Origin of the sequence: Bacillus sp. 7894-2 (genome assembly GCF_002272225.1) — a bacterium.
Lineage (GTDB): Bacteria > Bacillota > Bacilli > Bacillales > Cytobacillaceae > Cytobacillus.
Genome location: NZ_NPDG01000068.1, coordinates 79,315 through 91,839 on the forward strand (window position 1 = coordinate 79,315; position 12,525 = coordinate 91,839).

11 protein-coding genes are annotated in these 12,525 nt (G+C 46.7%); all 11 read left to right on the forward strand.

Annotation, left to right across the window (positions count from 1 at the left end):
- Window positions 1-75 precede the first annotated feature (75 nt).
- The 11 genes from CHI10_RS10630 to CHI10_RS10680 all read left to right on the forward strand — a co-directional run bounded on the left by CHI10_RS10630 (window position 76) and on the right by CHI10_RS10680 (window position 12,440).
- Entirely contained in the window at window positions 76-678 is a 603-nt protein-coding gene (locus CHI10_RS10630; RefSeq protein WP_095244261.1) for a TetR/AcrR family transcriptional regulator, read from the forward strand.
- Window positions 679-737: 59 nt separating this feature from the next.
- The gene (locus CHI10_RS10635) at window positions 738-1,997 is read left to right on the forward strand and encodes an MFS transporter (RefSeq protein ID WP_095244262.1); all 1,260 of its coding nucleotides are present in this window, start codon (window positions 738-740) and stop codon (window positions 1,995-1,997) included.
- Between the two features lie 87 nt (window positions 1,998-2,084).
- The gene (locus CHI10_RS10640) at window positions 2,085-3,311 is read left to right on the forward strand and encodes a benzoate/H(+) symporter BenE family transporter (protein ID WP_095244263.1); all 1,227 of its coding nucleotides are present in this window, start codon (window positions 2,085-2,087) and stop codon (window positions 3,309-3,311) included.
- 14 nt (window positions 3,312-3,325) lie between these two features.
- The gene (locus CHI10_RS10645; RefSeq protein ID WP_095244264.1) at window positions 3,326-3,823 is read left to right on the forward strand and encodes a GNAT family N-acetyltransferase; all 498 of its coding nucleotides are present in this window, start codon (window positions 3,326-3,328) and stop codon (window positions 3,821-3,823) included.
- Window positions 3,824-4,296: 473 nt separating this feature from the next.
- Complete coding sequence (locus CHI10_RS10650; RefSeq protein WP_095244265.1) at window positions 4,297-5,313, forward strand: TAXI family TRAP transporter solute-binding subunit; 1,017 nt, start codon at window positions 4,297-4,299, stop codon at window positions 5,311-5,313.
- A 13-nt stretch (window positions 5,314-5,326) separates the two neighbouring features.
- On the forward strand, window positions 5,327-7,291 hold the full coding sequence (locus CHI10_RS10655; RefSeq protein WP_095244266.1) for a TRAP transporter permease: 1,965 nt from the start codon (window positions 5,327-5,329) through the stop codon (window positions 7,289-7,291).
- Window positions 7,292-7,304: 13 nt separating this feature from the next.
- Complete coding sequence (locus tag CHI10_RS10660) at window positions 7,305-8,024, forward strand: FadR/GntR family transcriptional regulator (protein ID WP_095244267.1); 720 nt, start codon at window positions 7,305-7,307, stop codon at window positions 8,022-8,024.
- Window positions 8,021-9,436, forward strand: coding sequence for an FAD-binding oxidoreductase (locus CHI10_RS10665; protein WP_095244268.1), 1,416 nt, complete (start codon window positions 8,021-8,023; stop codon window positions 9,434-9,436). The genes CHI10_RS10660 and CHI10_RS10665 overlap by 4 nt, the downstream gene beginning before the upstream one ends.
- On the forward strand, window positions 9,429-10,694 hold the full coding sequence (locus CHI10_RS10670) for a (Fe-S)-binding protein (protein ID WP_095244269.1): 1,266 nt from the start codon (window positions 9,429-9,431) through the stop codon (window positions 10,692-10,694). Before CHI10_RS10665 ends, CHI10_RS10670 begins: the two co-directional genes overlap by 8 nt.
- Window positions 10,695-10,712: 18 nt before the next feature.
- Window positions 10,713-11,921 carry an L-2-hydroxyglutarate oxidase gene (gene lhgO, locus CHI10_RS10675; protein WP_095244270.1) on the forward strand — a complete coding sequence of 403 codons (1,209 nt, stop codon included), beginning with the start codon at window positions 10,713-10,715 and terminating at the stop codon, window positions 11,919-11,921.
- A gap of 63 nt (window positions 11,922-11,984) precedes the next feature.
- Entirely contained in the window at window positions 11,985-12,440 is a 456-nt protein-coding gene (locus tag CHI10_RS10680) for a hypothetical protein (RefSeq protein WP_095244271.1), read from the forward strand.
- Window positions 12,441-12,525: the final 85 nt, after the last annotated feature.

Genomic DNA, 12,525 nt, shown 5'->3' on the forward strand with positions numbered 1-12,525 from the left:
GCTTGGAAATTTCAATATTTTCCAGTATAATAGTTACAAATGATTGATTAATCACTCGTAGATGGGAGTTTTTAAATGCCGCTTTCAGAACAGCAAATAACAAATATGAAAAAAAGAAGAGAAACCATTCTAGAAGCAGCGACATACCTGTTTGCTGCAGAGGGGTATGAAGGAACAACCATTAAAAAGATAGCTCAGGCAGCAAATATTAGCTTTGGAAGTGTTTTTACTTATTTCAAAGATAAAGAGGAGCTCTTTTATACTGCAGTAGCGGAGCCGCTGCATGAATTGTCTGTTAAAATTTTCGACTTTAACACCGATGCTGAAGATCCAATGCTGGAGCTGGAAAAGATGATTCGTGGCCATATTAAACTTTTCGCTGGAATTAACAATTATCTGGCTTTAGTTGTTCAGGTTGTCGGACAGCATCAGCGGTATCCGGCCATTTTTGCAAAGCTGGATGCATTTCATGATGAATTTAGAGAGAAGGTCAGCCAGCTAGTAAAAAATGGCCAGCGAAAAGGGGTATTAGTTCAACAGGATCCATTGACTGCCGCAACTCTTTATACCAGTCTTCTCATCGGAATCCGGTTAAACTCGACAGACGAAAGATATAGTAACGTGTCGGAGAGCTATGCATCTTCCGCCATAAATTTATTCGGGCCTATAAGTAAGTAGGTTCCTTTTTTATCACAATAATGATTGATTAATCAATCGTTAGTGGAGGCGATCTTAATATGAAGTTTAAGACTTTTAACTCAACCATTCGAATTCGGCTGTTTTTGATTTTCCTTTCATCCGTTTCAACGATGTCTGTATTGCCGTATTTGATTATTTACCTCTCCGGCAAGACGGGAAATTTAATCACGGGATTTTTATTCCTGGGAGTCATGATTGCCCATGTCGGGGGTTCTATCTTGGGAGGATTCGCATCAGACCGGATAGGACGAAAAAAAATTATCCTTTTAGCTGAATTTATTATGTTTATAGGGTTTACTGGTGCTGCCTTTGTGCACGCACATCCTTATCTGATGTTTGCCGCCTTTGTTTTTATCCAATTCAGCAGCGGTGCAGCCAATCCTGTATACCAGGCGTTAATTATTGATGTAAGCCTGCCGGAAGAAAGAAAGACCATTTATTCCTACTCTTATTGGGTTCGCAATACGGGTATTGCCGTGGGCAGCATGGCTGGCGCTTTCCTATTCTTTGATTATCTCTTTTACCTGCTGTTAGGTGCCGCCCTGTCGATAGTATGTTCATTCCTCATCACTGCCTTCTTTATTCAAGAAACATATATTCCCGCAAAAGCCAACCAGTCTAACAGAAGTACTTCAAGCATAATAAAAGCATACAGAAACATATTGGCGCACCGATTCTTTACTGTTTTTTCAATAGCAAGTCTTCTTATTGTTTCGGTGGAGGAGCAATTAACCAATTACATAGGTGTTCACCTCGCAAATAAAATCGGCGAACCTGTTCCGCTTCTATCTTTTCTTCCCTTGGAAGTGGACGGTGTCAATATGCTTGGTATATTGAAAACGGAAAACACTATACTTATTGTTTGCTTTACCATGATGATTACAGCAGCTGTTAAAAAATATAATGACCGCTATGTATTCCTGGCTGGCCTGCTATTATTTTTCACGGGATACACAGTTGTAAGTTTCAGCACATCACCGCTTATCTTGATTTTGGCTATGTTCATAGCATCCATTGGTGAAATGCTGTATATCCCTGTTCAGCAGACCATGCTGGCAGGCAGTGTGCCAGATCATGCACGCAGCTCTTATATGGCTTTATACACCATTGCTATGATACTCGGAGTTAGTGCAGCCGGGATTTTTATGATAGTAAGCAACTGGATGTCTCCGATGATTATGACAACGTTAATTGGATCTATGGGGATAGTTAGTATACTTTTATTCTATCAATTAACCAAAACTGAAGACGACAAGAGAGTACTGCAGCTGCCAAGCGAGAATACATCGGCTGAGTAGATATTTTTATAGGCGAAATAGTTTGACAATTCCCCTGTTTGAAATCATGATAGTAAGTAAAATAATCAGAAGTCGGGGGCAGGAAAAATGGGTTTGCCGAAGGAGAGGCATAACGGATACAGTCAGGCGGAACAAAAGGGTTCCTTCATAAGGGATCTAAATGCTGAAAATATATCATCGGGGATCATTGCAAGCACGCTGGTCATGACCGGGCCTGCCCTGATCATCCTGCAGGCAGCATCAGCAGGTGGATTCACGGATCAGCAGACGATTAACTGGATGTTTGCGGTTTATTTTTTCGGCGGTGTCTACAGCATCCTCATGCCGATTTTATATCGTATTCCCATTACAGGAGGGCATTCGATTACAGGTGCAGCCTTTTTGGCGACGGTGACTGCACAATACTCGTATCCTGAGCTGATTGGCGGGTATGTAATGTCCGGGCTGCTGATTTTTCTGGTAGGCATTTCAGGTCTGTTTACAAAAATCATTGGCTGGGTGCCAAAAGAGGTTATCGCCTCCATGCTTGGCGGGCTCGTTGCCGGGTATGTCGTCAAGCTCGTGCCTGCCATACAGGAAATGCCTGTTGTTGGAGGAGCTGCTTTAGTCAGTTTTCTGCTTTTTACGAGATATGTGAAAAAGTTCCCGCCTGTGCTCGCAGCTGTTGCGGCTGCCTTTGCCGCATTGTTTTTGACAGCCGATGTACATCCGGCCAAAGAGATAGCGTATTTTCTGCCGTCCCTACAGATGCCCGAATTCAGCTGGATGGGGATCGTAACCATTGCCCTCCCGCTTGCGATGCTGATTCTGAGCAATGATGCAGCACCAGGAATCGGGGCATTGGAAAGCGAAGATTTCAAGCCCCCTATTCGGAAAATCGTCTCATCAAGCGGTGTCTTCTCCGTAATCACAAGCTTCTTTGGCGGACAGTGTGCCAATATCGCCGGGATGATGAGCGCCATCTGTGCCGGACTGGATTCAGGGCCGAGTGAGAAAAGGTATATGGGAGCAGTGGTGTCAGGCGTAATTACGATTGTGTTTGGCATATTCGCCTGGAAAATCGTGCCCTTCATCCAGTCGCTTCCGCAGGCTTTTGTCTCACTGCTCGCCGGGTTTGCCCTGATTGGCGTCCTCCATTCCAGCCTGCAAGCGGGCTTTTCCGGAAACCGGTACAGGCTAAGTGCCTTGGCAGCCTTCATCGTCACCTTATCAGGCGTGAGCTTTCTTCATATAAGCGCTCCTGTTTGGGGACTTGTTGCGGGGGCGGTATTGGCGCGGACGGTGGAGAGAGACGGGAGTTTAATAGAAAAATAAAAAGGAGAACCAATATGAATATTCGCCACATAAAACCAGCAGACGCACAGGCCCTTGCCGATCTGATCACCCACGTAGAAAACGAATCAGACTACATGCTTTTCGAGCCAGGTGAAAGGCAGACATCAGCCGATGCGCAGCTTAAGAGAATTGAAGCCATCCAAAAAGCAGATCATTCGACCATCATCATCGCGGAACAAGATAATAGATTGATAGGCTTCGTAATGGCCATCGGCGGTGCAGCAAAGAGAAACCGGCACTCAGCCTATCTGGTTGCAGGCATTCTCAGGGAACACAGAGGCCGGGGCATCGGCACCCAACTGTTTGAAGAACTGGACCGATGGGCGCGTGAAAACCATATCCACAGGCTTGAGCTTACAACAGTTATCCAGAATCAGGCCGGTGTCGCCCTCTATAAAAAGGCGGGATTCCAGATCGAAGGCACCAAAAAACATTCGCTTATGATAAACGGAGAATTTGTGGATGAATATTATATGGGTAAGCTGCTGTAACAGAAAGGCCACTCCCTTTAAAACAAGGGAATGGTCTTTTCTTCAGGTCTAACCCTGAGGGCACTTCGGACAGAAAAAGTCGAAACCGGGTATCCAGAGTCCTAACCCTGCTCAACTTCCGACAGAGAAAGCCGAAATCCAGCCCCCAGAGTCCGAACCCGATCCAACTTCGGACAGAGAAAGCCGAAACTCGGCACCCGGAGTCCGAACCAGCCCCAACTTCAGACAGAGAAAGGCGAAATCCGCCACTCAGAGTCCGAACCCGCCGCCACCCCTCTTAATAAAATGAACCTCCAACCCCCACAAGGTAAATTTTCCTATTTTCAATTCAGAAACCCCTGAATCCTCAAGGAATCCAGCTAAATAAAAAAGAAAAATCAGAATTTTAATTGAATTCAAAACATGTAATCTTGTATACTTGTAATACAAGTTTGAAGAAGCGCTTACATAATTACCTGGAAAGGGAGGATTTTATGATTCAAAAAAAGTGGAAGATTATCATATCGGTTCTGACACTTGTCTTTATTGCCATTGTTGGCGTGCGGACAGCGGCTGAGAACAAGGATAAAAAATTCGTATCCGTTGCGACCGCATCAACCGGAGGTACATATTACCCGATAGGAGTTGGAATGGCTAATATTTGGAGCAGCCATTTAAAGGGTGAAAAAATCCAGGCGAGCGGCCAGTCCTCTGCCGGATCCATTGAAAATATCGAACTTCTGCGTGAAGGGGAAGCACAGCTTGCTATTCTTCAGGGATTAATATCTTCTCAGGCTTATGCCGGTCACGACTCTTTTGAAGGAAAGCGCTATGAGGATCTGCGCACGATCTCCATGCTCTGGCCCAATGTGGAACATTTCGTGCTGATGAACAATAAGATCAAAAGCGGAACTATCGACGATATAAAAGGAACGCAATTTTCTGTTGGGCCGCAGGCCAGCGGTACGGAGCAATCCACAGTCGTGATGATGGATGGTCTCGGTCTTACGAAAAAGGATATTTCTCCTGAGTATCTTGGCTACAGTGACACGGTTTCCGCGATGCGTGACGGGAGATTGGATGGAGGCTCCCTTCCGGCAGGTATCCCGATTTCCGCTGTAACGGATATGTATGCAAGTAATGTCAAAGCATCGATCCTGGAAGTAACTGATGAGCAGCTGGATGCCATTAATGCAATATCCGACAGCTGGTATCGTTATGTGATTCCTGGAGGCACTTATCCTCGAATTGACGAAGATATCAACACCATTGCCCAGCCGAACCTTTTATCCACAACAAAAGAAATGGATGAAGAAACCATCTATATCTTAACCAAAACTCTTTATGAGAATCTTGATGAAATGTATGAGGTTCACAGCTCTGCCAAGGAAATGACTCTCGAAACGGCCCTTGATGGCGTATCTGTGCCATTGCATGCCGGAGCCTACAGATATTTTAAAGAAGCAGGCCTCGATATACCTGAAAATCTAATTCCGCCGGAAGCGAAATAAAGGAGGGAAAAGAATGACAAAATCAACGAGCGAACCCATTGTACAGCCAGCTGATCTGGATAAAGAAGCTGGCGGCGGCATGCGGCTGCTGGAGGGTCCATACAAAAAAGCGGCTGCCATCATTGCTGTATTGTTTTCTGCTTTTGCCATTTATTCCAATGGATTATCCAATATTCAAGAGATTTATAGAAACCTGATTTTCCTGGGCATCCTTTTGGTAATGACTTTTTTCTATTATCCGGCCGGGAAGACTTCCAATCAAAAAAGGTTTACAGCCCCTGATTATGTTTTTGCGGCACTTGCGATTGCAGGTCTCGGCTACCTGCTCCTGAACTACACAACCATTCATGTGGACCGGGGCTCCCAGCCTATTATGATCGACTATATTTTTGGTGCTATTACGATCATTGTCCTCCTAGAAGCTTCGAGAAGGGCAGTTGGGATCTTTATCCCGATCCTGTGCGGAGGCGCTATTGTATATGCCCTGTTTGGCACATATTTCCCGTGGATATTCGGGCATGCCGGCTTTTCACTGGAACGCCTGCTGTACCGTCTTTATATGACGACTGAGGGCGTGCTGGGGTTAACGCTTTCGACGGCATCCACATTCATCGTCATGTTCGTCCTCTTTGGTGCCTTCCTGTCTGTCAGCGGTGCCACCCAGCTTTTCAATGATCTCGCCCTTGCCATTGCAGGACGAAAGCGAGGAGGCCCGGCTCAGGTTGCGGTCATCTCAAGTGCGCTGACAGGGTCTTTGAGCGGAAGTGCGGTTGCCAATGTTGCGACAACAGGCGCCTTTACGATTCCTTTGATGAAATCCATTGGCCTTAAGCCAAAGTTTGCCGGTGCAGTAGAGGCGGCTGCTTCAACAGGCGGAATGATTATGCCGCCGATTATGGGCGCTGCGGCCTTTATCATGGCCGGTTTCCTTGGAATCTCTTATACGACAGTCATTCTGGCAGCGATCATTCCAAGTTTTCTGTACTATATTGCTTTGATTTTTGCCATTGATATTGAAGCGAAAAAGCAGGGCCTAAAAGGCATCAGCAAAGAGAATATTCCGGATGTCGTCCAAATCCTGAAGGAGCGCGGGGTTCTCCTTATCCCAATCATCGTTGTTATCACTACACTCTTAATGGGAAAAACAGCCCTGTTTGCAGGATTTGCAGGGATCGGCGCAGTCATCATTGCGAGCTGGCTGGCAAAAGATAAATCTTCCAGGATCACAATCTCTAAAACTATTGAAGCTTTCATTGAAGGCGGAAGAGGAACGATTCAGGTCGGGATTGCCTGTGCCGCCATCGGAATCATCATCTGCGTTGTCACCATGACGGGAATTGGATCTACATTAGCTTATAATATTGTTGAATTAACGGGCGGTCAGCTTTGGCTGATTTTAATCGTCGTCATGCTCACTTGCATCGTTTTAAGTATGGGGCTTCCATCCACAGCACTTTACATCGTCGTTGCCGTTACGGCAGCTCCTGCCCTTGTGGAAGCAGGCGTTAACCCGATTGCGGCACACTTCTTTGTGTTCTGGTTTGGTGCATTGTCCAATATTACACCGCCTGTGGCATTGGCATCTTATACCGCAGCAGGATTGGCCGGCGCCAATGCGATGCAGACATCATGGGAAGCGCTTAGAATCTCATTGCCAGGCTTTATCATCCCGTTCATGATTGCCTATAATCCTATCATTCTGCTTCAGGCAGCAGAGGGAGAAACGATATCCATTTTATCAGTAGCACTTGTGGTCATCACAAGCACACTGGGTATCTACGCCCTGGCAAGTTCGCTTGGAAACTATCTGAATGCCAAGCTGACGATTGTTGAAAGAGTCCTAATGTTGGCAGGGGCTTTAATGCTGATTAAGCCAGGCATGATCACGGATATTGCCGGACTCGGGCTTTGTGTGTTCGCGATTCTTTTCCATATCATAAGAGTTAAGAAAAGCAGTTCAGTCGAAATCACCATATAAGGAGCTAACATCCATGAAAATCGAACGAAAAAAAATCTCGGCCCAGGTGCTGGATCAGCTGAAGGAAATGATAAAAGAAGGCAAGTTCCCGCCAAATGAGCCGATGCCATCCGAGAATGAACTGGCCAAACGGTTTGGCGTCAGCCGTGCGCCTGTCCGGGAAGCATTGAGCGTATTATCTGCCAGCGGGATCATTGAATCCAGGCAAGGCGGCAGAAGCTTCGTTAAAGAGGTTAATATGGCAGACATGCTTGGTTCGTTAGCGATTGAATACATTCCCGTGGAACAGGTATTTGAGCTATTGGAAATGAGGATGGTTATGGAGACACAGGCAGCAGCTATTGCTGCCTTGCGTCGTGATGAGGCCGACCTGGAAAAAATGAAGGGAGCCCTCGATCAATTTGAAATCACACTGACGAACCCCGAAGCAGTTGGCGATCTGGCAGACGTGAATTTTCATAAACACCTGATCAAAGCAACGAAAAATCGCTTCATGATACAGGTAATGGAAAACATCGATGATCTGTATAGGAAAGCAATTGCGTTTTCTCTTAAGAAAAACGTGGGACTTCCGGCAAAACGTGAACAGGTTTTTCAGGAGCATATGAGCATTTTCACGGCTATTAAAGAACAGGATGAAGAAAAAGCAGCGCAGGCCATGAGAGTCCATCTTGAGAATGTAACAAAGAAATTGAAGATGAACGAAGGGGAAGGAAAGAAGGTGCCGTTGTGATCACCGAACAGATTGTTGAACGGCTTAAAAGCATTATGGGATCAGAAAAACGCATTCTGCTTGAAAAAGCGGACCTGGTTTCTTATTCATACGACGGCTCATTTGGAGCCTATATTCCAGAGATCATCCTGCAGCCAGTTTCGACAGAGGAAACGGCTGGCATTGTAAAACTCGCCAATGAACTGAAAATTCCCGTCTATCCAAGAGGCAGGGGTACGAGTCTGAGCGGAGGTCCGCTCCCTGTCCATGGCGGGATGGTCCTTGATTTTTCCAGGTGGACCCAAAAGCTGATCATTGACCCGGAGGATACAGTCGCAACAGTATCACCGGGGGTCATCACAGCTGATATTGACCGGGAAGCGCAGCGCTATGGGCTGATGTATCCCCCAGACCCAAGCAGTTCCCATGTTTCCACAATTGGAGGGAACCTCGCTGAAAATGCAGGCGGGCCGCGCGGTTTAAAGTACGGGGTAACAAAGGATTATGTGCTCGGTCTGGAGATCGTCACGCCGGAAGGGGACATCATTCGGACAGGCGGACGGACGGTCAAAAACGTTACAGGCTATGACCTGACGAAGCTGATTGTTGGATCCGAGGGGACGCTCGGCATCATCACAGAGGCCACTCTTCAGCTGATTCCAAGACCGCAGGCCACTCAAACGATGATGGTCATTTTTGATGACATTATTGATGCCGGAAAAGCGATATCGGCTGTGCTCACTTCCGGCATCCTGCCTTCCAAAATGGAAATTATGGACCAGGCTTCGATCCAGGCTGTGGAAGAATTTCAGCCGATCGGGCTCCCGACAGATGTGGATGCCATTATCCTGATTGAGCTTGATGGCCATCCAATCGCCATCAGGGATGAAAGCGAGCAGGTGAAGCAGGTGTGCCTTGAAGTTGGGGCGAGGGAAGCGATCATTGCCAGGGATGAGGAATCCGCCGGGAACCTATGGAAAGCGAGAAAACTAGTTTCGCCGGCCATTGTGAGGAAAAAGCCGACGAAAATTTCCGAAGATGCCACCATTCCTAGAAGCAAGATACCTGAGATGTTCAGAAGGCTTCAGGAAATTAAAGCAAAATATGAAATCGACTTAGTCGTATTCGGCCATGCGGGTGATGGAAATCTTCATCCGAATATCATAACTGATAAACAGGACAAAGAAGAAATGAAGCGCGTGGAAAAAGCGGTGGAGGAGATTTTTACCGCAGCGATTGAATTGGGAGGAACTCTCTCAGGCGAGCATGGAATCGGAATCATGAAGGCGCCGTTTATGGAAATGGAACTTGGGGAAGCTGGACTGGACATGATGAAACGAATGAAAAAAGCTTGGGATCCAAACAACATTATGAATCCGGGCAAAATTTTTCCCGAGAACAAAGGACAGAGGCTGGTGTTAGTCCATGACTAGCCAGCTCGCCTATAAAGAAACGTTTGACTGTGTCCAATGCGGCTATTGTCTTCCAGCATGCCCCACATACGGCAGCATGGGAAAAGAAAGTCACTCTCCTCGGGGACGGATCAATCTTGTGCAAATGGCGGCGGAAGGAAAAATAACCATCGATGAAATTACCGAGTCGATGGAGCTCTGCCTCGGCTGCCGCGCCTGTGAGACGGCATGTCCAACCAATGTTCAATATGGGAAAATCCTCGAGTCTTTTAAGCAAGTAAAGAGGGCCGAAGCACCATCTCCATTCGTGGAGAACATGGCTCTGCAGAAGGCCTTGCCGAATAAAAAACTGCTGTCAGCCATGAGAGCTTCACTTCGGGCCTATCAGAAAACAGGCATGGATTCGATTGCCCGTAAAAGCAAGGCGCTCAGCATTCTTCCAGAACAGCTTCGTGCTTTTGAAGAAATAGCCCCTGCTGTGGAAATGCCAAATAAACAGCTGAGAACAGGCATCCTTCTGCTAGAGCGCGAGCCGAAAGCCCGTGTTGCTTTTTTTACAGGCTGTATTATGGATGTGTTTTTTGCCAAAATCAATGACCTCAGCATCAAGCTGCTTCAGCATGCCGGCTGCGAAGTCACCGTAATTAAGGAACAGACCTGCTGCGGGGCGCTACAGAACCATAGCGGAGATACGGGAACATCAAGGAAATTGGCGAAGGAAAATATTGCGGCTTTTGAAAAAGGGAACTTTGATTTTGTGGTTAATGCGATTGGCGGCTGCGGTGCGATGCTCGTTGAATATGATCACCTTCTCGCAGAAGACCCGGAATGGGCAGAGCGTGCCAGGGTGTTTGCCCAAAAGAATAAGGATGTAAGTGTAATACTGAACAAACTCGGAATCAGTTTCAGCCGGGAACTCTCAGGTGCTGTGACCTATCAGCCATCATGCCATTTATTAAATGTGCAGAAGGTGGCGGATGACCCTGTTCAGCTCCTTGAAAGCATACCAGGCATTACATATGTTCCGCTTCCGAAAGCGGATATGTGCTGCGGATCGGCCGGAATCTATAATATTGTTCACTATGAAGTGTCCATGGAAATACTCGACGCCAAAATGGAACACGTCCATAGCATCTCGCCTGATACCATCGTCACGTCCAATCCTGGCTGCCATCTGCAGATGTGCCTCGGGGTGAAACGTGAGGGGCTTGAGGATAAGGTGCGTGTGGTCCATATCATCGAATTACTGGCAGAAGCCTGCGGGTTTGATCATAAATAAGAGAAAGGGTGGAGGAGCATGTACGATTACATCATTATTGGCGGGGGCATTGTCGGCCTGTCAACAGGAATGGAGCTGCTGAAACGGTTTCCATCAGCAAAAGTGGCCATCCTGGAAAAAGAAAGCCATGTGGCGGCGCATCAGACAGGCCATAACAGCGGTGTCATCCATTCAGGAATTTACTATAAACCCGGCAGTTATAAAGCCAGGCTTGCCAAAAAAGGCAGTGAGTCCATGACAGAATTTTGCCGGAAGCATGGGCTTGAAGTGGATATCTGCGGGAAAGTCATTGTCGCGAGCGAAGATTTCGAGCTGCCGCTATTGGACGATTTATATCAGCGCGGGCTGGACAACGGCCTTGGAATCAGAATGATCGATCAGGGTGAGCTGCATGAAATCGAGCCGCATGTGAACGGAAAAAAGGCCATTCATGTGCCAATGGCCGGCATTGTCAACTATAAGCAGGTTTCGGAAAAAATGGCTGAGATCATTACAGCAAAAGGCGGGGACATCCTGCTGAATCATAAAGTATCAGCCATTGACGAAACAGCTCAGGAAGTAATTGTCCAGACCAGCAGGGGAGAGGTAAGGGGAGCTTACTATGTAAACTGCGGCGGACTGCAGTCAGACCGGATTGCCAAGCTTGCCGGATTGAAAACGGATGTTAAAATCGTGCCATTCAGGGGCGAGTATTTCATGCTCAAGCCGGAGAAAAGCAGTCTCGTCAAAAATCTGATCTATCCTGTGCCAAATCCTAACTTCCCGTTCCTTGGGGTTCATTTTACCCGCATGATTAACGGAGCTATTGATGTGGGGCCAAATGCCGTTCTAAGCTTTAAAAGGGAGGGCTATAAAAAGACGGACCTGAATGTGGCAGACCTGATGGAGGTTATGGCTTATAAAGGCTTCTGGAAGCTCGCAAAGAAATATATGAAGGAGGGAGTGGAAGAAATGATCCGCTCTGCTTCCAAAGAGCTTTTCATGAAAAATGTCCAGAAGCTTATGCCGGACATTCAGAAGGATGATATTGTTCCCGGGCCTGCCGGTGTCAGAGCTCAGGCCTTGAAGGACGATGGTTCATTAGTCGATGACTTTTTCATTGTGCCCAGCAAACGCTCCATCCATGTTTTAAATGCACCGTCTCCGGCCGCGACGGCGTCCATAGAGATTGGAAAAGAGATCGTGAGGAAGATGGACGGAATGTTTAAGGTGGAATCAGCTGTTTAATAAAAAAATGGAGAATAATTCATATCCCCCTAAACCACAATATGGAAGAAGGGGGATTTTTATATGAAAGCAACTACAGCGATCAGGCTGCTTCATTTGGTCATTCCGTGGCTGACCATATTCTTTCTGCCCAGGAAGTCATTTAATAAATTTTCAACCGTTTCGGTTTTTGCAGGGATTTTAGTGTTAATTTTAAGCACACTGGCCATACCCTTTAAATGGTGGACTGTGGAAGGCGGACACTTCAAGAAACTTATCAATGACCTGACCTTCATAATGGGCCCATTCTTTATCGGGACCCTATGGATCTTCCATTTCACCTTCGGCAGTTTCAAGAAGTACCTGGCAGTAAATGCCATCATGGATCTGCTGTTTGCATACCCGCTAAACTACTTGTATCAAAGACTTAACTTGTATAAGCTCGTAAAATTCAAGCCTATCCATATTTTCCTGTTCTTCACCTCTTACGCATGGATTATTTACGGGTACCAGGAATTCTTTCATAGGAATCAAAGGTAAGAAAAAGCCGCTCCATCAAGGAACGGCTTTTCATCTTTTATCGCAGTCTAACGGGCAGTAAGCCCCCCGCTTCAAGACTTAGAGT